Source organism: Bradyrhizobium amphicarpaeae, from assembly GCF_002266435.3.
Lineage (GTDB): Bacteria > Pseudomonadota > Alphaproteobacteria > Rhizobiales > Xanthobacteraceae > Bradyrhizobium > Bradyrhizobium amphicarpaeae.
Map to the genome: position 1 here is coordinate 2,788,042 of NZ_CP029426.2, position 23,850 is coordinate 2,811,891.

At 64.2% G+C, this 23,850-nt stretch carries 21 protein-coding genes; 6 read left to right on the forward strand and 15 right to left on the reverse strand.

All coding sequences use genetic code 11. The annotated features are described in order from the left end of the window. Positions 1 to 20: 20 nt before the first annotated feature. The 11 genes from CIT40_RS12705 to CIT40_RS12755 all read right to left on the reverse strand — a co-directional run bounded on the left by CIT40_RS12705 (position 21) and on the right by CIT40_RS12755 (position 10,895). Positions 21 to 308: a YciI family protein gene (locus CIT40_RS12705; protein ID WP_094896269.1), complete on the reverse strand. Its 288-nt coding sequence runs from the start codon at positions 306 to 308 to the stop codon at positions 21 to 23. A gap of 74 nt (positions 309 to 382) precedes the next feature. Continuing rightward, the gene (locus CIT40_RS12710) at positions 383 to 1,357 is read right to left on the reverse strand and encodes a sugar ABC transporter substrate-binding protein (RefSeq protein ID WP_094896270.1); all 975 of its coding nucleotides are present in this window, start codon (positions 1,355 to 1,357) and stop codon (positions 383 to 385) included. A 42-nt stretch (positions 1,358 to 1,399) separates the two neighbouring features. Continuing rightward, positions 1,400 to 2,377: an ABC transporter permease gene (locus CIT40_RS12715; protein WP_094896271.1), complete on the reverse strand. Its 978-nt coding sequence runs from the start codon at positions 2,375 to 2,377 to the stop codon at positions 1,400 to 1,402. Next, positions 2,374 to 3,324: an ABC transporter permease gene (locus tag CIT40_RS12720; protein WP_094896272.1), complete on the reverse strand. Its 951-nt coding sequence runs from the start codon at positions 3,322 to 3,324 to the stop codon at positions 2,374 to 2,376. The genes CIT40_RS12715 and CIT40_RS12720 overlap by 4 nt, the downstream gene beginning before the upstream one ends. Next, the gene (locus tag CIT40_RS12725; protein WP_094896273.1) at positions 3,317 to 4,840 is read right to left on the reverse strand and encodes a sugar ABC transporter ATP-binding protein; all 1,524 of its coding nucleotides are present in this window, start codon (positions 4,838 to 4,840) and stop codon (positions 3,317 to 3,319) included. The genes CIT40_RS12720 and CIT40_RS12725 overlap by 8 nt, the downstream gene beginning before the upstream one ends. A 10-nt stretch (positions 4,841 to 4,850) precedes the next feature. Beyond that, on the reverse strand, positions 4,851 to 6,245 hold the full coding sequence (locus CIT40_RS12730; RefSeq protein WP_094896274.1) for an FAD-linked oxidase C-terminal domain-containing protein: 1,395 nt from the start codon (positions 6,243 to 6,245) through the stop codon (positions 4,851 to 4,853). A 58-nt stretch (positions 6,246 to 6,303) separates the two neighbouring features. Beyond that, the gene (locus CIT40_RS12735; protein WP_094896275.1) at positions 6,304 to 7,188 is read right to left on the reverse strand and encodes an intradiol ring-cleavage dioxygenase; all 885 of its coding nucleotides are present in this window, start codon (positions 7,186 to 7,188) and stop codon (positions 6,304 to 6,306) included. A 14-nt stretch (positions 7,189 to 7,202) separates the two neighbouring features. Further along, entirely contained in the window at positions 7,203 to 8,105 is a 903-nt protein-coding gene (locus CIT40_RS12740; RefSeq protein WP_094896276.1) for an NAD(P)-dependent oxidoreductase, read from the reverse strand. Positions 8,106 to 8,126: 21 nt separating this feature from the next. Then, positions 8,127 to 9,491: an amidohydrolase family protein gene (locus CIT40_RS12745; protein WP_094896277.1), complete on the reverse strand. Its 1,365-nt coding sequence runs from the start codon at positions 9,489 to 9,491 to the stop codon at positions 8,127 to 8,129. A 4-nt stretch (positions 9,492 to 9,495) separates the two neighbouring features. Further along, positions 9,496 to 10,575, reverse strand: coding sequence for a maleylacetate reductase (locus CIT40_RS12750; RefSeq protein WP_094896278.1), 1,080 nt, complete (start codon positions 10,573 to 10,575; stop codon positions 9,496 to 9,498). Beyond that, positions 10,572 to 10,895, reverse strand: a complete 324-nt coding sequence (locus CIT40_RS12755; RefSeq protein ID WP_094896279.1) for a Dabb family protein — start codon at positions 10,893 to 10,895, stop codon at positions 10,572 to 10,574. The genes CIT40_RS12750 and CIT40_RS12755 overlap by 4 nt, the downstream gene beginning before the upstream one ends. Before the next feature lie 107 nt (positions 10,896 to 11,002). Here CIT40_RS12755 and CIT40_RS12760 point away from each other — a divergent pair, with 107 nt between their 5' ends. Continuing rightward, entirely contained in the window at positions 11,003 to 11,926 is a 924-nt protein-coding gene (locus tag CIT40_RS12760; protein WP_094896280.1) for a LysR family transcriptional regulator, read from the forward strand. 45 nt (positions 11,927 to 11,971) lie between these two features. On the opposite strand, the gene CIT40_RS12765 is transcribed toward CIT40_RS12760, so the two are convergent. The 3 genes from CIT40_RS12765 to CIT40_RS12775 form a co-directional block, all read right to left on the reverse strand. Continuing rightward, positions 11,972 to 13,507 carry a glucosamine inositolphosphorylceramide transferase family protein gene (locus CIT40_RS12765; protein ID WP_094896331.1) on the reverse strand — a complete coding sequence of 512 codons (1,536 nt, stop codon included), beginning with the start codon at positions 13,505 to 13,507 and terminating at the stop codon, positions 11,972 to 11,974. A gap of 24 nt (positions 13,508 to 13,531) precedes the next feature. After that, positions 13,532 to 14,707 (reverse strand): glycosyltransferase family 4 protein, encoded by a 1,176-nt coding sequence (locus tag CIT40_RS12770; RefSeq protein ID WP_094896281.1) that lies wholly within the window; start codon positions 14,705 to 14,707, stop codon positions 13,532 to 13,534. Positions 14,708 to 14,944: 237 nt separating this feature from the next. Further along, positions 14,945 to 16,291, reverse strand: a complete 1,347-nt coding sequence (locus CIT40_RS12775; protein ID WP_094896282.1) for a lipopolysaccharide biosynthesis protein — start codon at positions 16,289 to 16,291, stop codon at positions 14,945 to 14,947. 466 nt (positions 16,292 to 16,757) lie between these two features. On the opposite strand from CIT40_RS12775, the gene CIT40_RS12780 reads away from it, so the two are divergent. After that, the gene (locus tag CIT40_RS12780; protein WP_162307846.1) at positions 16,758 to 17,981 is read left to right on the forward strand and encodes an FAD-dependent oxidoreductase; all 1,224 of its coding nucleotides are present in this window, start codon (positions 16,758 to 16,760) and stop codon (positions 17,979 to 17,981) included. Positions 17,982 to 18,006: 25 nt separating this feature from the next. Here the strand turns inward: CIT40_RS12780 and CIT40_RS12785 are convergent, their stop codons facing one another. Further along, positions 18,007 to 19,143 carry a GNAT family N-acetyltransferase gene (locus tag CIT40_RS12785; protein WP_094896283.1) on the reverse strand — a complete coding sequence of 379 codons (1,137 nt, stop codon included), beginning with the start codon at positions 19,141 to 19,143 and terminating at the stop codon, positions 18,007 to 18,009. Between the two features lie 647 nt (positions 19,144 to 19,790). Between CIT40_RS12785 and CIT40_RS12790 the strand changes: the two genes are divergently transcribed. From CIT40_RS12790 to CIT40_RS12805, 4 genes are all read left to right on the forward strand, one after another. Next, complete coding sequence (locus CIT40_RS12790) at positions 19,791 to 20,951, forward strand: transporter substrate-binding domain-containing protein (RefSeq protein ID WP_094896285.1); 1,161 nt, start codon at positions 19,791 to 19,793, stop codon at positions 20,949 to 20,951. Beyond that, a complete protein-coding gene (locus CIT40_RS12795; RefSeq protein ID WP_094896286.1) occupies positions 20,948 to 21,613 on the forward strand; it encodes an ANTAR domain-containing response regulator in 666 nt (221 codons plus the stop codon). The genes CIT40_RS12790 and CIT40_RS12795 overlap by 4 nt, the downstream gene beginning before the upstream one ends. A gap of 11 nt (positions 21,614 to 21,624) precedes the next feature. Further along, entirely contained in the window at positions 21,625 to 22,878 is a 1,254-nt protein-coding gene (locus CIT40_RS12800) for an urea ABC transporter substrate-binding protein (protein ID WP_094896287.1), read from the forward strand. 94 nt (positions 22,879 to 22,972) lie between these two features. Continuing rightward, the gene (locus CIT40_RS12805; protein WP_094896288.1) at positions 22,973 to 23,845 is read left to right on the forward strand and encodes an ABC transporter permease subunit; all 873 of its coding nucleotides are present in this window, start codon (positions 22,973 to 22,975) and stop codon (positions 23,843 to 23,845) included. The last annotated feature ends 5 nt before the right edge of the window (positions 23,846 to 23,850 follow it).

Here is a 23,850-nt window from a genome sequence, read left to right on the forward strand (position 1 = left end):
CACTTTTGGGGGCGGGGGCCTCAGCCCTGCCGGCGGAGGAAGCCAGTGATGGTGACCTTGTCCCAGATGCCCGCGGCGGCAAAGGGATCTGCGCGATTGAAAGCCTCGACCTCGCTGCGGCCTGGCGCCTCGATCAGGAACAGGCTGCCGATCATCGTTTGACCATCGTCGGAGACCAGCGGCCCCGACATCACGATCTTCACGCCGAAGCGCGACGGGTCGCTCAGGAAAGCCTTGTGGGCATCGTAATTGGCGAGCCGGGTCGGCAGCGCGCCGGCGCGGTCGACGGCGTGAATGGCGAACAGCATGGTGGTCTCCGTGGCTTCGGCTTCAATTCTTGGGACGGCCGCCGTGGCGACCGTCCTGATGTGATGGGGTGGACTTACTTGGCGCCGAGCTTGCTGGCTTCCTCGAAGGTCGGGCAGGTCCGTTGCTCAAGCGGCACGTCGAACGGCTGGTAGTTGTCCTTGGTGATGACGGTCGGCTTCAGCACGATCTCGGCGATGACAGGCTGATTGCGCAAGGCGCGGATCGCCATCATGGTGCCGAGGCAGCCTTGCGCAAACCCGTTGTAGTCGCCGCTCGCGAGCAGCTTTCCGGACTTGATCGCGTCGATCGCCTCCTTGGTGCCGTTGATGCCGATCACCTGGGCCTTGCGGTTGGCACCGTCGAGCGCCTCGATCGCGCCGACTGCCATGGCGTCGTTGGCGGCGAGCACGCCGTCGATCTGCGAATTCGACTGCATCAGGTTCTCCATGACCTGAAGCGCCTGCAGCCGCTGATAGTTGCCGGGCTGCGAGGCCAGCAGCTTGGCGCCGGTGTTCTCCTTGAGTGCATCGTTGAAGCCGCGGACGCGGTCGACATTGGTCAACGAGCCCTTCACGCCCTCGATGATGACGATGTTGCCCTTGCCGCCGAGCGTCTTCAGCAGGAAGCGCGCGGTCTCGAGTCCGAGGCTGTAATCGTCGGCACCGACGAAAGACAGGAACTTGCCGCCGGCGGAACGGTCGGTGATGTTGACGACGGGGATCTTGGCTTCGTTGATCTTCTCGACACCCGGCACCATCGCCTTGTAGTCGACCGGCGTGAACACGATCGCGCTCGGCTTCTTCACCACCACGTCCTCGATCTGGCTGAGCTGCTCGGGGATCGAATCCGGCTTGGTCGGGATGTACTGAAGCGTCTTGGCGTTCAGCGTCTTCGCCATGTTGTCGGCGCCGACCCGCACCGTCTGGAAGAACGGGTTGGTCTGGTTCTTGGTGAAGACGGCGATGGTCTCGCCGTCGGCCAGCGCTTGCGTGGTGAATGCCGCGGCCATCAGCAGCGGCAGCGTCAGGTAACCCAGTTTATGTTTCATGTTGCCTCCATCCCTCGTTTTGCTTGTTGGTAGTCCAGGAACTCATTGCGCGCGGCGGCGGGTCTTCATGTCGAGCCAGACCGCGAGAATGACGATGACGCCTGTCACCAGCGGCTGCCAATTGGCGCTGACCGAGAGCAAATTCATGCCGTTCAGAACCAGCGTCAGGATCAGCGCGCCGATGAAGGTGCCGAACACGGTACCGACGCCGCCGAACAGCGAAGTGCCGCCGATCAGCACGGCCGCGATCGCCGGCAGCGTCAGGCTTTCGCCGATATCGGCCTCGGCCGAATTGAGCCGCGACAGGAAGATGATCGAGGCGAGCCCCGCCATGGTGCCTGAGACCGCGTAGACCAGCAGCAGGCGGCGCGCGACAGGAATGCCGGAGAGGCGGGCGGCGACCGGATTGGCGCCGATCGCATAGATCTCCTGGCCCCAGACCGTCCGCTGCGCGAAGAACGTTCCGATCCCGAGGAACACCAGCAGCAGATAGACCGGGATCGGCAGGCCGAACAGGTAGCCGCTGCCGATCTGGCGGAAGCCGGCGGGGAAGCCGTGAAGCGTTTCGCCCGCCATGTACCAGTAGGTGAGGCCGTTCAGCACCCAGAGCATGCCGTAGGTGGCGATGAAGGAGGGGATGCGCAGCGCGGTGACCATGATGCCGTTGAGCAGGCCGACGAGGCCGCCGCAGGCAAGCCCGGTGAGGATGCCCAGCGCCGGCGAGCCGGTCTTGTGGATCACGGTGCCGGCGATGCAGGCCGACAGCGCGACATTGGCGCCGACGGACAGATCGAGGCCGGCGGTCAGCACTACCAGCGTCAGACCGGAGGCGATGAAGAAGGTCAGGCTCGCCTGCCGGAGCACATTGAGGATGTTGCCGAGGCTCAGGAAGGAATCGCTGAGCACGGCGAGCACCGCGCAGATCAGCAGCGCCGCGAGCAGGCGATAGAACACCTGGATCGCATCCTGCGACAGGAAGGAGCGGGGCGGCATCATGGCGTCCTTGGTGATGTCGGTCATGCCCGGCTCCTGAGACCATCGAGGAACAGCGCGACGATGACGAGCACGCCGACGCTGGCGACCTGCACCGAGGACGGCAGCGAGATCAGGTTCAACCCATTGCGGAGCACGCCGACCGAGAGCACGCCGAGCAACGTGCCGAGCAGCCAGCCATTGCCGCGCTCGAACGAGGTGCCGCCAACGGCGACGGCCGCGATGGCATCGAATTCGAGGCCGAGGCCCGCCGTGGGATGGCCTGAATTCATGCGCGCCGTCATCAACAGCCCTGCGATGCCGGCCATGGCGCCGCCGATCGCATAGACCGCGATCAGCAGCTTGTTCGGCGACAGGCCGGCATAGCGCAGCGCCTCGCGGTTGCCGCCGAGTGCGAAGATGTAGGTGCCGAAGCGGGTGTGATAGAGCAGGCCGTGGAACGCCGCGTAGGTCACCAGCGCCATCACGATCGGCACGGGCACGCCGAGCAGCGTCGACGAATAGATGTCGCGGACGCTGTGGGGGATACCGACCACGCTCTGACCGTCGCTGACGATCAGCGACAGACCCTGCGCCATGCCGAGCGTGCCGAGCGTTGCGACGAAAGGTGGAATGCCCAGGATGGCGACCAGCCAGCCGTTGGCAACGCCGAAGGCTACACCCACCAGCAGGCCGGCGCCGAGGCCCAGCAGCATCGAGTGGGTCGCGAGAGAGACGATCGCAACGCAGAGCGAGGTCAGCGTCAGGACTGCGCCCATCGAGAGGTCCAGACCCTCGGTCATGATGATCAACGTCATCGGCAGCGCCAGCATGGTCAGGATGGTCGACTGCACCAGCACGTTGGAGAGATTGGCGACCGAGAGGAAGCCGGGGGCGATCGCGCTGAACAGCGCGATCAGCAGCACCAGCACGATGGCAACGCCGGGAATGCGCTGCAGCGGGTTGGACTCCGAGACGATCGCGGCTTCACGCATGATGCATCCCCAGTCGCACGATGTTCTCCTCGGTCAGTTCGTTGCGGGCGAGGTGACCGGCGATGCGGCCCTCGCGCATCACATAGGCGCGGTCGCAGACATGGCAGATCTCGATTTGCTCGGACGAGATCATCAGCGCAGCCGCGCCTTCGGCGACGAGACGGTCGATCAGGGCAAAGATCTCCGATTTGGCGCCGATGTCGATGCCGCGCGTCGGCTCGTCGAAGATGAAGAGCTTCGAGCCGGCCGCCAGCCATTTGCCGATCACGACCTTCTGCTGGTTGCCGCCGGAGAGCAGGCCGACGGTCTGCCGCGCGCTGGGCGTGGCGATGCGCAATTGCCGGATCAGCGCGTCGGACGTCCGTTGCGCGCTTCGAGAATCGAAAAGTCCGCTCGGGAACAGCTTTCGCAGGGCCGAAACCACGAGGTTGTCGCTGACCGAGCGCAGAAGCGCGAGACCCTCGCTCTTGCGGCTTTCCGGGATCAGCGCGATGCCGCGGCGGGCGGCAAGATCCGGCTCGCCGGACATGGCCTTTCCGTCGAAGATGATCTCGCCTGATGTGACCGGATCGGCGCCGAAGATGGCGCGCGCGACTTCGCTGCGGCCGGAGCCGACCAGGCCGCACAGGCCGACGATCTCGCCCCGGCGCACCTCGATATTGATGTCGGAGATGCCGGTCGGCGCGCTCAGGCCCTTGACCTCCAGCAGGATCTCGCCGGGCTTGTCGGCAAAATTGCGCGGATAGGTCATGTCGACGTTGCGGCCGACCATCATGCGGACGAGCTGGTCCGGGGTGACGTCGGCAGGCTTGACGCCGTCGATGCGGCGGCCGTCGCGCAGCACGGTGATGCGGTCGCCGAGCGCAAACACCTCGGCCATGCGGTGCGAGATGTAGACGATGGACACGCCGTCGGCCTTGAACTTGGCGATCAGCGCAAACAGGAGTTCGGTCTCGCGGTCGGACAGCGCGGCGGTCGGCTCGTCCATCACGAGGATGCGGGCGTTCTGGCTTATCGCCTTGGCGATCTCGACCATCTGCTGCTGCGCGACGCCGAGCTTGTCGACGATGGTGGAAGGATCGATGTCGAAGCCGATCGTGTCAAGCACGCGCCTGGCGTCAGCCAGGATCTTGCGGCGGTCGATGGTGCCGGGGATGTGGCCTTTCGGCTCGCGGCCGAGGAAGATATTCTGGGCGATATCGAGATAGGGGACCAGCGAGAATTCCTGGAAGATCACGGCAATGCCGAGCTTCTGCGCATCCGCGGTCGACGAGATCGCGACCCTGTCGCCCTTGTAATAGAACTCGCCGGCATCGGCGCGATAGGCACCGCACAGGACCTTCATCAGGCTCGACTTGCCGGCGCCGTTCTCACCCAGCAGCATGTGGACCTCGCCGGGGTAGACGGCAAAGGACACGTCATCCAGCGCCTTGACGCCGGGAAACTCCTTGCTGATGCCGCGCAGCTCGAAGAGCGGCGTGGGTGAGGTGACCTCGATCGGAAGCGCGTCGCTCATGCCAGCTCACTCATGTCTTGGCTCCGCCCGCAAAGATCTTCCCAGGGTTCATCAATCCATCAGGATCGAGCGCGGTCTTGATGGATCGCATCACATCGACGGCCTCGCCGAGTTCATCGGCGAGGTAGTCGATCTTGCCGAGCCCGATGCCGTGCTCGCCGGTGCAGGTGCCGTCCATGGCGATGGCGCGGGCGACCATGCGGGCCTGCAGCGCCTTGGCGCCTTCGCTCTCCTCCGGCTTTGCGGGATCGATCAGGATCAGCATGTGGAAATTGCCGTCGCCGACATGACCGACAATCGGTGCGGTAAATCCATGCGCGTCGGCGTCGCGCCGTGTCTCGGTCAGGCATTCCGCCAGCCGCGAGATCGGCACGCAGACGTCGGTGATGACGGCGCGCGCGCCCGGCCGCAAGCCGAGGCCGGCATAGAGCGTGTTGTCGCGAGCGTGCCAGAGCCGGCTGCGGTCTTCCGGCGCTTTGGCCCAGGCAAAGCCGTGGCCGCCATGGTCGGCGGCGATGGCCTGCGCAGCCTCGGCCTGCTCCGCGACCGAGCTTTCGGAGCCGTGGAACTCGAAGAACAGGGTCGGGGCCTCGCGATAGCCGAGCTTGGCGTAGGCATTGATGCCGCGCATCATGACGTCGTCGAGCAGCTCGATGCGCGCCACGGGGATTGCGGACTGGATCACGGAGATGGCGGTGTTCACCGCATCATGCAGCGTGTCGAAGCTGCAGACGGCGGCCGAGATCGCTTGCGGCACCGGGTGCACCTTCAATGTGATCTCTGTGATCACGCCAAGGGTTCCTTCCGCGCCGACGAACATGCGAGTGAGGTCGTAACCGGCGGCCGACTTCCGCGCACGCCTGGCGGTGCGGATGATGCGGCCGTCGGCCAGCACCACCTCCAGCGCCATGACGTTGTCCTTCATGGTGCCGTAGCGTACCGCCATCGTGCCGGAGGCCCGCGTCGAGGTCATGCCCCCGATCGAGGCGTCGGCACCGGGGTCGATCGGAAAGAAAAGCCCGGTGTTGCGCAGCTCGGCATTGAGCTGCTTGCGCGTGATGCCGGGCTGCACGACGACGTCCATGTCGCTGTCGTGCACGGTCAGCACCTTGTTCATGCGCGCGAAGTCGAAGCAGACGCCGCCAGCGATTGCGGCCGCATTGCCTTCGAGCGACGTGCCTGCGCCGAACGGAACGATCGGCATGCCCGAGCTCGCGCACAGCTTGACGATCTCGGCGACCTCCTGCGTGGTTTCAGGGAAGACGACGATGTCCGGCGGCAGATTGCGATAGTGCGATTCGCTCTGCCCATGCTGATCGAGCACGCCGCGCGCAACGCTCGCGCGCGGGCCGATCATGCCGGTAAGGCGTTCGGCCAAGATGCTCGTGCTGACCCGCGGTCCCATCCCTAACTCCCGTCTGCTCCCTGTCGCCGGACTCTTGTTGGTCCGTCGCCGCCTCAGCTTAAGCGGCTCTTGCGTTGCTCGCGACCTGCTTCAGGCCGAAATCGTAGTTGAGATGGAAATATTCGGTGCCCACCATGCGACCATCCGGCGCACGGCCGGCCGGATGCCGGGCGAATTCGCGGATCAGGCTGTCCTTGACGCCGAACACAACGTCCGAGTCGAGATACTGGTCGCCGGCAACGAACACGTGTGTCACGAGCTGCTCGAAGCCGGGCGCCGAGATCATGAAGTGCACATGCGCCGGACGCCAGGGATGGCGGCCCTGCGCCTCCAGCATCTCGCCGACCGGGCCGTCATGCGGGACCGGGTAAGCGGCCGGCTTGATCGACCAGAAATGGAATTTTCCATTGGCGTCCGTGTGGAAGCGGGCGCGCATCGCGAGATCGCCGATGTCGTCGAGCTGCTGCACGTCGTAATAGCCGTCGTCGTCGGAATGCCAGACGTCCACGACGGCGCCCACCAGCGGCTTGCCGTCGACGGTCGAGACCGAGCCGGTGACCAGCATCGGATCGCCTTCCATCGGCCCGGAGATATCCGCGCCGCTGTCCTTCTCCGGCGCAGCCTGTACGAAGAACGGGCCGAGCACCGTGGTCTCGGTCGCGCCCTCCGGCACTGGATGGTTGATCGCATCGACCAGCATCGAGACGCCTAGCGTGTCCGACAGCAGGATGAACTCCTGTCGCTTGTCGTCGCACATGTGGCCGGTGCGGGTCAGGAAGTCGATGCCGAACTCCCATTCCTTCTGGGTCGGGCGGATCTCGCGAACGAAAGCATGGAGGTGGCGCACCAGGGCTTCGCTGACCTGCTTGATGCGCGGATCGCTAGCGTCCCTGATCCGCTCCAGAACCGCGTCGGTGATCGTGGTCTCGTTGAAATTGCGCATGGGAGGCTCCGCGATCAGAGTTTGGGTTCGCCGAGGCCGGACAAGCGTTCGAGATGCTTGACCGTCGAAATGAAGTCGGTGTCGCCCTCGCCCTGCGCGACCAGCGAGCCATAGGTCTCGCGCACCTGTGCCGCGAGTTGAAGCGGCACGCCGACGGCATGGCCGGCGCCGAGGATGAGGTCGAGGTCCTTGGCCATCTGCTTGCAGGAGAAGGTGGATTCGAAGTCGCGGTTGCGCAGCGGCGCGGTCTTGTACTTGACCATGGGCGAGGCCACCGCGCTGTCGTCGAGCACTTTCAGAATGTCCTGCCAGGCGATGCCGCCCTTGCGAGCCAGCGCCAGGCTCTCGGCCATCATCGCGGCCGATACCGCGATCATCAGATTGACCGAGAGTTTTGCGTAGCGCGCTTCCTCGTCCGGACCGAGGTAGGTCTGCGCGCGGGTGAAAGCGGCAAACAGTGGCTTTGCCTTCTCGAAGGCGTCTTGCGGCCCTGAGACGAAGCAGCTCAGCGCACCGGTGTGAACGATGCTGGCGTTGCCGGAGACCGGCGAGCGGAGATAGGCAATGCCGCGCGCCTGGGCAGCCACCGCAACTTCGGTGGAGGCCTCGACGCTCACCGTGCTGGTTTCGATCAGGACGGCCCCGGGCGTCATCGCGGCGATCAGGCCGCTGGCACCGAGCAGCGCGCCGCGCAACGCGGCGTCATCCGGCAGTGACGTGACGACGGCCGTCTTGCCGCTGACGGCCTCTGCGGGCGAAGCGGCAATCGAAATGCCTTGCGCGCGCGCCTCGTTGATGCGCGCCGCATTCTGGTCGAACGCGGTGACGGCAAAACCGGCCTTGGCGACGAGCGCCGACATCGGCAGGCCCATCTTCCCGATCCCGATGAAAGCGACGTTTTTTGATGTGTCTGTCATTGTTGTTGTCCGTCGGCCGCTTCAGGCGGCGCGTCCCTGTCGTTCGATATCCTGCACCAGCCGCCGGCCCGATTGCGCCAGCAGGTCCTTCTTCGCCTCCAGTCCCTCGACCAGAAGTCGCCCGTTCCGCTTCTTCCAGGCGCCGCCGATCATGACCGCCTCGATATTGGCGAGGCTCGTCTGCATCACGACGGTGGCGACGGGGTCGTGCACCGGGACGAGATTGAGATCGCTGGCATTGATGACGACGAGGTCGGCAAGCTTGCCCGGCGTCAGCGAGCCGATCTGGTGCTCGCGGCCGAGCATGCGGGCGCCTTCTGTCGTGATCCAGCGCAGCGCCTCGCGCACCGGGATCGTAGTGGTCGCGGGAATGGTGCCGCTGGTCTTGCGCGCCTCTGCATTGTCAAGCGCCCGCTGCGTCGAGAGCGCAACGCGCGCGACGGTCAGAAGATCGCCGGCCAGCACGGATTCCAGATCGATGCCGATTGTCGGCCGCACGCCGCGCTTGAGCAGCCGCCCGGTGATCGGAAAGCCGTGGCCCTGGATCATCTCGTTCTCCGGCGTGACGGAGAATGACACGCCGAGATCGACCATCTTGTCGAGGAGATCATCGGGCAGATCGTTGCCATGGACGATGTTGATGCCGGTACCGACGAGCCCGGCCTCGATCAGCTTCTCCCAGCCGCCCGGCGTCTTGGCCGGGCCGCCGCCCTGATGCATCGATGCGATCAGCCTCAGTTCACGTGCTAGCCGGAAGTCCTGCATGGCGACGTCGAGGGTCGAATAATGCGGGCCGAGGATCGCAAGGCCGAGCGTGACGAGGCCGTCGCGGTCGGCGAGGGGGCCTGCGAGCAGCCGCTCGACCTCGCGGCGCGGATGCGGCACTTCCGAGAAATGAGGCTCGCCGGGCTTCGGTTCCGGCTTCGGCGAGCCATGGAAGAATGCGGCGCGAATGCCGCTCTCGACCAGGCCGCGCACGGCCGCGTCGGTGTGATTGGGCGTCGGATTATTGTGGCACCAGTCAACAAGCGTGGTGGTGCCGCAATTGATCTGGTTCAGCGCACCGACGAGGGTCGCGATGTAAATGTCGTCGGGCCGGAACACGGTCGCGAGGCCGGCATGCATGCGGCGGAAATATTCCAGCAGCGTCCAGTTGGCGGCAAAGCCGCGCAAGCCGGTCTGCCAGGTGTGCATATGCGCGTTGATCAGGCCGGGAATGACGATCCGATCTTTGCCTTCTACAACCTCTGCGTCGGCCGCAACGTCGATCGATGGGCGCACGTCGACGATACGGTTGCCTTCGACCAGCACGTCGCCGTTCCGGAGATCACCGATTGCGCCATCCATGGTGATGACGGTGGCGGATTTGATCAGTGTGCGCCGCATCGCTTCACGCCGCCGCTTTGATCGCGGCCGGCGGCTCGCCGGCCCAGGCGCGCGCGATCAGGTCGCGGATGGCGCCGCGCTCGAGCGGGCGCGGATTCCAGTAGGCGTTGGTGACGGCGAGATCGGCTGCCTTGTCGATGCCGCTCCCGGGCATGCCGATGTCGCGCAGCGCCGTCTTCGCACCCAGCCGCTTCGCAAGTTCGAACAGCCCCTGCGGCGCATCGGCCGCGCCGATGGCGCGCGAGATGCGCGCCATCGGCTCGGGCACGGCCGGCGCGTTGTAGGCCAGCGCGTGCGGCAGCACGATGGTGTGGGTCTCCGCGTGCGGCAGGTCAAAGGTTCCTCCGAGCGTGTGGCAGAGCTTGTGATGCAGCGCCATGCCGACGGTGCCGAGGCAGACACCGCACAGCCAGGCGCCATAGAGCGCTTCGGTGCGGGCCTCGCGGTCGTCGCTTCTGGCGGCAATGGCGGGCAGGGTGCGGGCCAGCGCGCGGATGCCTTCTTCCGCCATCAGCGATGTCACGGGATTAGTGTCGCGCGCATAAAGCGCTTCAACGGCATGCGCGATCGCGTTGATGCCGGATGTTACGGCGAGACTTGCCGGCAGCGTCAGGGTGAGATCGACATCGTAGATCACGGTCTCTGGCAATATCGCCGCATCGCGCACCGTGGTCTTCAGGCCGTTCTCGGTCTGGCCGACGATCGGCGTCATCTCCGAGCCGGCATAGGTGGTGGGAATGCAGAGCTGGTTGATTCCGGTGCGCAAGGCCAGCGCCTTGCCAAGGCCCGTGGTCGAGCCGCCGCCGAGCGAGACGACGCAGTCGGCCTCGCATGCCTTCATCGCCGCGAGCGCGCGCTCGGTGACCTCGACCGGCGTGTGCATGGTGGCGCCGGAAAAAATGCCGGCATAGAGCGAGCCGAGTGCGGCACCGAGGCTCCTGCCCTGCGCCTCCTGCTGTGGCGTCGTCAGCACCAGCGCGCGCTTGCCCCCCAGCCGTTCCACCTCCGCCTTGGCGGAGCCAAGCATACCGCTGCCGAACACGACGCGGCAGGGCAGGTTTTCAAAGGTGAACGAACCGATCATGCGCCGGTCTCTTTGATGGGATAATCGACCTGGAAGCGTCCGATCCGCAAGTCGCCTAATGCCTCGCGGACGCGCAAATGTTCGGGGTGGGTTGCATAGGCCGAAAGCGCGGCCTGGTCGGTGAATTCGGAGAACAGCACCACGTCGCAGGCGTAGTCGACCGCGCTGACGTCCACGCCGATTTCGATATGGGTGAGGCCCTCGATCCGGCCCTTGAGGCCTTCGAACAGGGTTTTGACCTTGACCCGGGCGGCGGAGCGCTCCTCAGGGGTCTCCCCGCGCAGCCGCCACATCACGATGTGCCTGATCGGGCCCGACATTTCCTGATTTCCTCGCCTGCCATTCTGCTTTGTTGGGGCTATTTTGCCTTGCAGAAATCGGAAATAAAGGCCAAAAATTGTAAGTCTCTTTTCCGATTTATGCAAAAATGGACCGGCTGCTTCAACTCGAAGTCTTCTCCAAAACCGCCGAGCTCGGCAGCCTGTCCAAGGCCGCCGAGATCCTGCGGATGTCGAACGCGGCCGCCAGCCGCCATCTCAGCGCGCTGGAGGAGCGGCTTGCGGTCCGGCTGATCGAACGCAACACGCGCCGGCAATGGCTGACCGAGGCCGGGCAGGAGCTGCTGCAGCGCTGCAGCACATTGTTGAACGAACTCGCCGAGGCCGAGGATGCCGTCTCCGACCGCGCGCTGTCGCCGAAGGGCATGCTGCGTGTGACGAGTTCGTTGTCCTTTGCGATGATCTATCTCGCGCCGATGCTGCCCGCCTTCCGCGCACTCTATCCTGATCTCAGCGTGCAGATCATCAGCGCGAATCGCTATCTCGACTTCATCGAGGCCGGCATCGACGTGGCGATCCGCACGCGCGAGCACGAACCGGATTCCAACATCATCGTCCGCCGCATCGGCCAGATGCACCGCGTGCTCGCGGCGGCGCCGTCATACCTTGAGAAGCACGGCCGCCCGGAGCATCCCGCCGATCTCGCCCACCACAACATGCTGATCTACAATCTCGCCAACGATCCCTATTCGCTGCGGCTCAGTCAGGGCAGCACGACGCAGACGGTGCGGATCGCGCCGACGCTCGACAGCAATGACGGCCAGATCATCTGCGGTGCTGCACGCGCGGGGCTCGGCATCCTGATCCAGCCGCTCTACATCGTGCAGAGCGACATCGCGGCCGGCCGGCTGGTGCCTGTCCTGAGGGATTGGCAGCTGCCGCTGCTCACCATGAACATCGCCTATCAAAACCGCGTCAGGCTGCCCGCCAAGATCAGGGTGTTTTCCGACTTCCTGGTCAGCCACATCCGCGACCATTCGGAGCCGGGGATCTGGATCGACGCGGCGAAGTGAGCGGGAACAGCAATCGCCGCGAGAATCAGCCGGTGAGACCGCAGATCACAGCGCCGAACTCGGGCTCGGTTGCCTAGATGGGACTGCCGATGGAAATCTGCTCGCGAAGGCGCGCATCTTGGGCTGGACACGTGATCCGTCGATCACCTCGAGCCGGCCGCAGCGGTTCAGGGTGTGCAGCTTTCTGCCGGGCCACAAAGGTCCGGGCTTCAGGGAATGACGGACGATCTGCCTGAAAGCCGTCGGCGACAGTTCAATCACTTCCGCCAGCGCGAGCGCCGCGCCGTATCCATCGGTGCAGTTCTGCACCGGGCGCCACAGTTTGCCATTGAACGTGACGAAATTCCCCGCCGGCCGCGTGCTGGCGCGATCGATCAGGACCGGGTTGCTGGCATGGGGCTGCCAGGGGCCCAGGAGATGCTCGGCGTAATAGATCGCGAGCGAATCCGAATAACCGCCGGTTCCGTCGCGCCAGGCGCCGAACAGATAATACAGGCCGTTGTGCTGCGTGATCGTCACGTCCGCAAGCTCGAGGCCCGACAGCAGCGTCGCATGCCGCTCCCATTTGTCCGGAAACCGGACGCATTTGTAGAGGGCGACGTCCCCGTGGGTCGAACTCTCCGGGATCATCCACAACTCGCCGCCGCCTTCGATCAGAAAGGGATAGGAGAGATGCCAGGGCTCCTCCAGCACGGGCACCACGTTTCCCGTTGGGCCGGCGTCATTGAACTCGATGGCGGAAATGATGCCCTTGCCGATACGGTGATCGAGATCTTCGAAGAAGACGAAGGTTCGTCCCTGCCACGTGACGGGAAAGGGATCGGCATAGAAGTGATTGCCGGGATCTCCAAGAACGTTCCAGCGCGGCCCGGACAGGTCACCGGTCTGCCAGACGCCTGCGCCGTCGTTGAAGCGCCACCCGACATGCCAATGCGGGGCGTAGCAGCAAAGGCGATAGATCTCCTTGGCGATCGAGACAGCAAGGCCGCGCGCGACATAGGCTGCGGGCCGCCGGCCCGGGCCGTTTGAGGTGGAACGCGCCAACTGCGGCACAATTCGCGGCCGTCCCGACAGGATTGCCGCGACCATCGTGAGCGTTCGCGCCATCACGGTTTCGAGCGCGCCGCTCATGCCGGCGGCGATCTCACCGGAAGGGTGGCCGCGGTCGAGCACGGCACCATCGACCTCGTTGACGATGTCGATCACCGGCAGGTCGCCGGCGAGAATGGCGGCGAGGGCAGCGTTCTCGCCGGAAACGCCGTTGAACAGCGGCCGGAGATATTGCCTTGCGGAGCTGTTCGGATCGCGCGCACCATTGGTGAAGTCGACGATCACGTCGGCGGTCCCGGTTCGACCCTGCGTCGATTCCGGAATGATGGGCAGCCTGTTGGCGCCGCTGTGTTTGCCCTTGTGCAACACCAAGCGTTCGAGTTCGAACAGGGCGTCGAGGCCCGTAGGGCGCGGCTCTTGAGTTGCAGTCCACGCGATTTGAACCGGAACGTCCCGGCCGTCGATCAACAGCGTGTCGCGGCTCATCCACCGCCGCGCATGCTCACGTTCACAGCGAAACTCGATGATCATGTCGAGCCATTCCAACGTATCAGGTCAAACGACCTGGCCCAGAATCCGGACGTATTCCTCCACCATGGCCTCTACCGAATAGCGCAGGCGCAGGCCTTTGGCGTTTTGTCGCAGTTCGTCGCGCAACTGTCGGTCCATCAGCAGCCTGGAAACGGCTGCTGAGAGCTTCGCATGATCGGAAGCGTCGACGAAAAGAGCCGTCGGCCTTCCTTCGTAGGACAGCACTTCGCGCAACACGGGAAGATCGGTGACGACGGAGGGAACACCGGCGTTCGCAGCCTCGACCGCGGCGAGACCGAAGGTCTCGGCCTGTGTCGGGAATACGAACAGGTCCAGGCCGGCGAGAAAATCCGCCATCCGGCTGGGGGAGATTTCCCCGAGCAGATGCAGCCTGTCCGACACCTTCAATTCATTCGCCAGCAGCTTCAGCCGGGCCTGGTCGGCACCCTGGCCAGCGAGCGCAAGATGCCAGGACGGTTGATCCGGCAACAGACGTATCGCCAGGTCGAGACGCTTGTGCGGATGCAGCCGCGCTGCGCAGCCAAGCAATATGCAATCCGGCGGCAGGTTGAATTCTCGTCGTGCAGCTTCCTTCGACAGGGTCAGGGCCTTGTCATCGAAGCCGTGCGGAACATGCACCATGCGCGACCGGTAGGATGCGGGGTAGCGCGAATATTCGCGCTCCATGTCTTTCGAATTGAGCGTGATGCGGTCGAAGAAGCCGAGGCTGCCCATCGCGATGTCGGCGCTGCGGACCGGCCAGCTCATCGACAATGCGGATGAAACCTGGTTGGCGATGACAGGTGCGCGGCTGACGAGGCGTGTCACGCCGCCGCCGATGACATTGCCGAAATGCTGGAAGGTCAGGACGGCGTCCGGTTTGACGATGCCGATATGACGGCCGAGCGTCCACAGCATCCGCAGCAGGGCCACCGGATTGCCGGGGCGGCTCGGCGCGCAATAGAGCGTATCGGGTGGCTCGTCGAAGGAATCCGATTTGCGGAAGAAGAAGAGATTGGTGACGCGATAGCCACGCGCGGTCAGCCCGGCGCCGAGCAGCCTCGAGATCTCCTGCGCCCCGGCGTTTTCGGCCTGGGTCTGGGCGAGAAGCACGTGCAGCTTTCGTTCGCTGCCGTTCGGCCGCGCGGGTGCCGTCGCGGTCGTCTCGCCCAATTCCCTGTTCGGCTGATAGTGGAGCACCGATCCCGACCCGCTAGAGAAACGAAATCTTCACCTTCTTAACCCCGTACCTATCATGCGGGCCTCGCGTGGACACCGACTAGCAACAAACGGAGTTAATGCCAGGCCTGGCCGTCGACATCGTTTCCGCAGCCGTTTCACTGGTTCCCGATGCGGTGCAGCGAGCACGTTAACCAATCGGTCCTGCGCGCGGCCAGCGCGTGATCGCGAACCGCCGGGTGACGGTGTGGTTGACGCCTAGTCGCTGGAATCGGCGCCGCGCACGGCATAATTGCCTCGTTTCAAGGCGGAGAAGCGCAACAGCACGAGGATCGAAGGATCCACTCCCGTTCGCTGGCGGCAGAGGATGTTCAGGGCAATGGTTGCGAGCGCCAGCGACACCGTGGCCGAAATCGCCGCGCCAAGCAGGCCGAGCCAGGGAATCAGGATGAGAAACCCCACGAGCCGCAACGCGACGTTGGCAGCAACGACGGGAACATAGATTCGTTCATGGCCGGTCAGCTGCAGGATCGCAGCGGACGGGCCGCCTGCGGCCTGGATGGCCGTCCCGATTGCGAGCACGATCAGGACCGAGTGCTGTGTGGTGAAATGAGGTCCGAACAGGTTGAGGAGATAGGGGCCGCCGACCCAGATCATGGCGAGCCCGGCGGCCACGCATAGTGCGGTCACCTCCGCCATCAGCCGCAACGTCCGCCCGAACTCCTGGTGGTTCTTGCTGAAATACAGCGATGGAAGCCGGCGGGCTCCGAACGTGTATAGCGCCGCAGACAGCATGGCGAAGATGTTGGCGAGGCGCGACGCGGCAAAGTAGATTCCTGCGGTCACGGGATCCAGCATCCAGTACACCAGGATGACGTCGAAATACTGGTTCGCAGCCTCGAGGATGGACGCGAGCCAGAAGTGAAGGGAGCTCGAGCGCCAGCGGGACGTTTCTAGGCGCGCCGGCGTGCCGCGCAAATCCGGCAGCGCGCGCGCGATCGAGACAATCTGCGCGGCCAGGCCGACCGACATGGCCATGGTCATGACTACGAACAACTCGGCGGGATCGAGCTGCCGATGACCGAGCAGCATGGCGAGCAGGAAGAGAACAACGATGACCCGCCAGAAGAACTCGCGATTTCCCTCGCCCATCAGAATGCTCACCAGCGAGCGGGCGACCTGACTGCCGAGCATCACGCCTGCATTCACGGCCGTGTAGGCCGCCACTGCAAGGACGAGCACCCACCAGTCCCCTCTCAGGCTGGCCACGATGGCAATGCCGAGAATGACGACCAGCATGGCAACGGACGTGATCTTGATGCTCGATTGGAGCACGCCTTTGATGAGGTCCGGCCTGTCGCCGACTTGATACTCGTTCAGGAACCGCACCAGCAACGATTCCTGGCCGACCAGTCCCACGACGGCGGCGATCTGGGCAACCGAAAGCCAGGTCGCAAAGATGCCGAAGCCGTCGGGCGACATCGTGCGTGCCGCCAGCGAAAACAACGCGAACGCGAGCGCGCCGCTACCAACCTTGAGCAGGATGGTCCCGACGACCCCGCGCGTAACGTCGCGCCGCAAGAGCTGGAGGATGGATTTGATCATGGAAGTCTAAGGAGCTGCTCTCTCCTGAAGAGACACGTTCCGATACCGGTGACAACCTAGCATGCCGAAAAATCACGAGTGTTAATGCGGGGCATCCAGGATCTCGCCTGCGGCGTCGATATCGCGATGAGGCCGGTTGCCTCACTGTGGAACATGACCGTCCCCATTGTCCCAAATGGAGCAAGGCCCACTGAGAGAGATTGACGGAATAGCGCCGCATCGACGGCCGGGAAAGGCGAGGCCAGTCGCTTGAATGCGAAATGGCCCGCCGGGATCGACCGCAGAACAGCCAGAAGCCGGACTCTACGGAGAATTCCGAGCAAGAGGCGTGCCGGATATCGTCTGGGCAGCCGGCTCTCCGCTTCATTAACCTCGATACCGAGAAATGATCGCGTTTGGTCCTGTGATGCGACATCAGGCCGGAGAATTGCACGTGCGACCTTGGTTGACCGTGGGAGCCTGGATCATGACGGTGGATGGAACTGTGACCGAGCCGATCGACACAGCCGGTACGTCGACGATCGTCGCGGACATCGCGATCGTCGGCGGCGGCCTTGCAGGGTCGCTTGCGGCGGCCGTACTGGCGCGGGCAGGGCATCGCATCGCCCTGATCGAAAAGCGCGCGGTTCATCCGGACGAATTCCGGGTCGAAAAGATCGGCGGCCATCAGCTGGAGTTGTTGCGCAAGCTGGGCTTCTTCAACGCGCTCGAGAAGGTCGCTTGCCGATATGATCAGGTGCTCAACATCCGGGAAGGCAAGGTGGTCGATGTCAGCGTCGGCCAGGCCTATGGATTTTCCTACGCCGATCTCGTCGCCATGGCGCGCAGCCAGATACCCGCTTCGTCCAGCCTGATCGTCGACGAGGTCACCGCGATCAGTGGTAGCGACGACGCCCAGCATCTCGAGCTGGCCTCGGGGCGGTGCGTGACTGCGCGCCTCGTCGTTCTCGCCACGGGCATGGCGGCGGCGCTCGGCTATAAACTCGGTATCAAGCGGCGGATTCTGGCCGAGCGCCATTCGGTGTCGTTCGGATTCACGATTGCCCGTCAGGATGGTCGCCCGTTCGATTTCGAAGCGCTGACCTGCTATGGCGAGCGCACGGCTGACGGCATCGACTATCTCAGCCTGTTTCCGGTACGCGCCGGCATGCGGGCCAATCTCTTCATGTTCCGTGACCCCACCGATCCGATCATGCGCGAGCTGCGTCGTGAACCGGAAGCGACGGTCTTGCGTCTGCTGCCGGGATTGCGGACCTATCTCGGTGATTTCCGCGTTATCGACCGGGTCCAGAACTGGGTGATGGATCTGACCGTCGTCGAGGGACACCTCCAACCCGGAATCGTGCTGATCGGCGATGCCTTCCAGACCAATTGTCCCGCCGCCGGCACCGGCGTCGCGCGCCTGCTGGTGGATGTCGATCGTCTGTGCACTGAATATGCGCCGAAATGGCTCGCGACCCCCGGCATGGGTCTGGAGAAGATCTCGCAGTTTTACTCCGATCGCGACAAGCTCGCGGCGGATCAGCAGTCCCTGAAGATGGCGCGCTTCCGCCAGGCCCTGACGTCACGCAACGATATCGGCTGGGACGTTCGGCGCCGGTTGCACTTCCTGCGGCGCAGCCTGACACACCGCGTCGATCAAATGCATCCGGGCTGGATTGGACGGGTTCGCGGCGCCCTGCGCGCCTGAGCTCTACGCTCCTTCCCGCGCAGGATCAGCGCGTGGGCGTCGGAGTGCGGGCGGGCAGCAGCCGCAAATCGGATAGCCGTTTGGCTGCCAGCTTCAGCCAGGGAGCCTGCTTCAGCGCGAACAAAGCGATGGCGCCCGCGGTGCTGCCGGCTTTCGTGATCGCCCACATCGGCGAGGGCTGTGCGCCGAACAATTTCTTGTATGGCTCGTCACCAATGGTGAAATCGAGCATCTGATCCCCGCGCTCGATGCAATCCCGCGCCACCTGCTCGAACATCAGCGCGCCCAAGGACTGGCTCTTGTACCCGGCGATGTCGAAGGCGCTCATGATGATGAGGAAGCTGCCGCGATGGCAGAGGCCGATCACGGCGGCGATCACCTCGCCGTCCATCTTCATGGCATAGAGGCGCACAAAGCCGCCGAGCCCACGAAGGGCCACGTCGGAATAAAAGCCGAAATATTCGGGACGCTGGAGCAGATCGCCGTCTCCTTGCGCCTGAAAGCGCGGGCCGCGAAGCTTCCTCATCACATCCAGCGCTTCGAGCACGGAGGCGTTGTCGCTGCAGCATGAGAAGCTCAGCACGCCCTTCTTCTGCAGCTGACGATACTTCTTTGCGAGCTCCTTCTGATAGGAACGATCGATCGCACTGGCCCGCCATTGCTCGAACGGCGCGACGAGAACCGTCGCGTAGGCATTGGTGTCCATCGATACGCGGCGGGATGCCGCTAGGAGGTTCTCGATCGGAAGCCGTCCGTCGGGCAGCTTGGTCATGCGGAGCAGATCGAAAGGTCGAACGAGGCGCTGGATCTCCGCGCATGCATCCGCATCGTCGAGCAGTTGCGAAAAGACTTTCTGGTCGCAAACCGGCGCCAGATAATCGGAGACGCGGAGGTCGGCGAATTCGACGGTCCGGATCGGACCGCGCCGGATCCGGAGCAAGGGCAGCACCATTGCAAGGGCGCTCGTCGCGCGGTGGCGGACCACGACGACCAGAGGCGTCGCACCCGCATCCGAAGCGAGCCCGGTGTAGAGGCTATGCAGCCAGATCGGATGCTGGAACGCCGTGGCGGCCGAGCGATCGAACAGCTCGGCATATTCCGGAGACAGAAAGTCGAACGCCTGCTCGATGACGATGTCGAAATTGTTGCTGAGCTTGTTCATGCGCAATCAGGGAAACCGGATACTTCGCGAAGTCGATCGAGCCGTGCCTACGCTTTATAGCAGGGTCGTTACGGGCTAAACACCGGCAGCGTGCGATTTGCATTAATGCGCTCAAGCACGTTCGTATCGTTACCAAATTCTTAAGTCCCGGAGTCGTTTGGACCGGGTCCCAGGATGAGATCGTGCAGAAGCGCCCTGATGCCGCGCAAGGCTCGGGGTAGCCGAAGTTCACTCGCTTCAACGAACCGACGGCCGGCAGAGACATCCGCCGTTGGCGGCCAGAGCAGATGCCCACGACCGGCGTGGGTCCGTTGGCATGTCTGCTCGCAGCTCTCGACAGCACACGTCCGGTCTGGAAGCAGGGCGTGCAGCGTGCCCTGTGGTCTCAGCCGCATCGAGACGGCGCGAAGTTCGGCTGCATAGTTTTGCTGCACCACGATAAGAATCGCGGCAGTTTCCGCTGCAATAACGCGCTTGACTTCGTAACTGATCTCAACGACCGTATCATGCAGGCGTTGGGCAGTTCGGCCCGTCAACGCAGCTAGCTTCAATCATTTCCAACATCACGCTGATGGCGTGCTCGGTTGGTGGCGAGGGCGCCCTCGGCTTAACAGCCGGTGGGTGCCTTTTTTGTTTTGGAACGAGTGATGGCGCGGACGAACTATCGGATCGGCGTGATGCTGTCGACGACGGGATCCTACAGCGTCGTTGCGCGCTCGATGTTGAACGGCGCTCTGCTCGCCTTTCGCGAGATCAATGCAGGGCATGACGACATCGCGCTGGAGCCCGTCGTGGTCAACCCGTCCGGCGACCTTGCGAGCTATCGTTCGCTCAGCCTCGAGCTGCTCGGTTCCGGCGTTCGGCATGTGGTCGGGTGCTACACCTCGTCGAGCCGCAAGGAGGTGATCCCCTGCTTCGAGAAGTTCGACGGACTGCTGTGGTATCCGTCTCACTACGAGGGATTCGAGAGTTCCGATAACGTCATCTACACCGGCGCCGCGCCGAACCAGCACGTGCTGCCGCTCGTCGATTATCTGGCATCCCGCGTCGGCTCGCGCGCCTTCTGCGTCGGCTCCAATTACATCTGGGCGTGGGAAAACAATCGCATCTTCCGGGAGGCACTCGCCGCGCGCGGCGGCACTGTGCTTGCCGAGCGCTATCTCTCGGTCGGCGACACCGAGGTCGACCAGGTGATCGCGGCGATCATCGATCAGCGTCCGGACTTCGTCTTCAACAACCTGATCGGCACCAGCGCTTATGCCTTCTTCCGTGCGTTCCGCGCCGCCTGCCGTGCGCGCGGCATCGACCAGGCGGCTGAAATCCCGGTCGCCAGCTGCACGCTGTCGGAGCCGGAATTGCCGGAAATCGGCCCGGATGCCGTCGATGGGCATCTGTCATCCAGTGTTTATTTCTCCTCGCTGAATTCGGCGGAGAACGGTGCCTTCATTCGTGCCTACACGACGTCCTTTCCGGATGGACCGGTCTCGTCGGCCGACGCCGAAGCGTCCTACATCGCCGTCAAGCTGCTCGGCGCGGCCCTCTCGCAAGCCGGCACCGACGACGCCCGCACGGTACGCGCTGCCGTGGCCGATCAGCGGCTGCACGCTCCGCAAGGCGAGGTCCGCATCGACCGGCAGACCTTCCACGCCTGGCTGACGCCCCGGATCGGCCGGTCGACCGTCGGCGGGCAGTTCGAAGTGCTGCTGGAATCACGCGAGCCGATCGCGCCGGATCCCTATCTCGTTCAGTCGTCGCCGCGCTTCGCCGGCGCAATGCGCTCTCCGCTTTTGAAGGTGGTGCAATCATGAGCTCTCGACTGCTTCAGAACTTCAAGGGCGGCCGTGCCATCGTCGTTGTCAGGCGGGGCGGATGGGAGAGCGCGCTCGAAACGACGCTGGCCAAGCTCGGCGTCTCCACCGAATATCCGGAGATCATCGACGGCCGTGCGCAGATTGATGTCGCAAGCCTTCAGGCCGAGCGGGACATCCTGTTCATCGACGGCGATCTCGAAGGCGCGGTCGCAATCGAGGTCAATCCCGGCTCGCGCCTGCCGCCGGTGCCGGTGATCGGCCTCGTTGGCGTCGAGGCGCCGAGCCGGCTCAAGGCGCTCGTCAATCTCGGTGCGACCTCGTTCCTGCGCAAGCCCGTGCATGGCGGCGCGGTCTATACCTCCCTGTTCATGGGCATCAACCAGTTCCTGTTGCGCGCCGAGATGTATGAGCGCCTTCAAGGCCTCGAGGAACGCCGCCGCGGTCGGCGCGCGGTGATCCGGGCGGTCATCCTGCTGATGCGGCAGGACGGCCTCGACGAGGAGGGAGCCTATTCCCAGCTCCGTCGCGACAGCATGCGCGCGCGGCAGAACATGGAACTCTATTGCGAGGAGTTTATGAGCAAGCGGGCGAAGCCGCCCGATACGTCCGGCCGCACAACCGGCATCACGCTGCAAGGCGGCAACAAGCAGGCCATCTAGGAGAAGCAAAAATGAGCAAGTCTGTATTGCGGGGGCTGCGTGCCGCAGCCCTCACGGGGACGCTTGTCCTCGGATCACCCTTTGGACCACAAATGGCACTCGCGGCGGAAAATCCGATCAAGCTCGGCGTGCTTGAAGATCAGTCCGGCGATTTTGCCGCCGCGACGATCGGCAAGGTCCACGCCATCCAGCTCGCCACCGAAGAGATCAACAAGGCCGGCGGCATCATGGGGCGGCCGATCGAGCTCGTCGCTTACGATACGCAATCCGACAACACGCGCTACCAGGAGTTCATGCGGCGCGTCCTCCAGCGCGACAAGGTCGACGTCGTGTTTGCGGGCTTCTCCTCGGCCTCGCGCGAGGCGTACCGTCCGATCGTCGACCAGTTCAACGGCTTCGCTTTCTACAACAACCAGTACGAAGGCGGTGTCTGCGACGGCCACATGATCGTGACAGGGGCGGTGCCCGAGCAGCAGTTCTCCACGCTCATCCCCTACATGATGGAGAAGTACGGCAAGAACGTCTACACGCTCGCAGCCGACTACAATTTCGGTCAGATCTCGGCGGAATGGGTGCGCAAGATCGTCAAGGAGAACGGCGGCAAGATGGCCGGCGAGGAGTTCATCCCGCTCGGCGTGTCGCAATTCTCCCAGAGCATCCAGAACATCCAGAAGGCCAAGCCCGACTTCGTGGTCACCCTGCTGGTCGGCACCGCGCAGGCTTCCTATTACGAGCAGGCGGCCTCCGCCAACGTCAACCTGCCGATGGCCTCCTCGGTCAACGTCGGCCAGGGCTACGAGCACAAGCGCTTCAAGCCGCCGAGCCTGAAGGACATGTACGTCACCACCAACTACATCGAGGAGATCGACTCGCCGAAGAGCAAGGCGTTCTACGCCAAGTTCAAGGCGAAATTCCCGAGCGAGCCCTACGTCAACCAGGAGGCGGAGAACTCCTACCTCGCCGTCTATCTCTACAAGCAGATGGCGGAGCGCGCGAAGTCGACCAAGCGCGAGGACATCCGCAAGGTGATTGCGATGGGCGACGTCTGCATGGACGCGCCGGAGGGCAAGGTCTGCATCGACCCGAAGAGCCAGCACATGTCGCACACGATCTATCTCGCCAAGGTCGGCGCCGACCATTCGATCTCCTTCCCGAAGACCTGGGAGGACATCAAGCCGTACTGGCTCGGTGAGGCCGGCTGCGATCTGACCAAGAAGGATCCGATGGCCCAGTACACGCCGTCGAATCCGCCGCCGAAACCCTGACGGCGACTGGTTGCCCCGGCGTTTCCCGGCACGCCGGGGCAACCCTCTAACATCTGCGACGGCAGTGTCGCGCCTCCCACATTCTGGTTGTTTCATGGACCTTGCGACCCTCGTCTTCTCTGCGCTCTACCAATTCGGAGACGCCTTCGCGTTCCTGGTGCTCTCCGCCTGCGGGCTCGCAGTGATCTTCGGCATGATGGGCGTGATCAATCTCGCCCATGGCGAGTTCATCATGTGCGGTGCCTATGTGACGGCCGCCACCGTGCATGCCGGCCTGCCATTGCCGCTCGGGATACTCGCCGGCACCATCGTGTCGGCGCTGGTCGGCGTCCTCGTGGAACTTGTGGTCATCCGCCATCTCTACGACCGGCCGCTCGACACCATCGTCGCCACCTGGGGTCTCAGCCTGATCGCGACGCAGGGCACGCTGATCATGGTCGGTTCGACCATGGCGGGCGTCGGCACGCCGTTCGGCAGCTTTCAGGTCGGCGACTACTCCTATTCAATCTATCGCATCGTGCTATTCTGCGCCGCGCTCGGCGTGCTGGCTGGCCTCTATGCGCTGTTCAACTGGACCCGCTTCGGCGTGTTGGCGCGCGCCACCATCCAGGTGCCGCACATGGCCGCCGCGCTCGGTGTCGACACCCGCCTGATCTATAGCCTGACCTTCGCCTGCGGAGCGGGGCTCGCCGGCCTCGCCGGCGGTCTTTATGCCCCGACGATGACGCTGGTGCCTACCATGGGCGCGACCTTCATCATGGAGGCATTCGTCACCGTGGTGATCGGCGGCGCCGACGTGTTCCTCGGCACGGCGCCGGCCGGCGGCCTGCTTGCGATCGTGAAGTCGGGGATGACGTCCTGGCAGGGGCAGCTGTTCGGCCAGATCGGCCTCCTCGTCGCCGTCATCATCGTCGTCCGGGTGCTGCCGAAGGGCATCTCCGGCTTCGTGCTGCGCGAGCGGACCTGACGGGG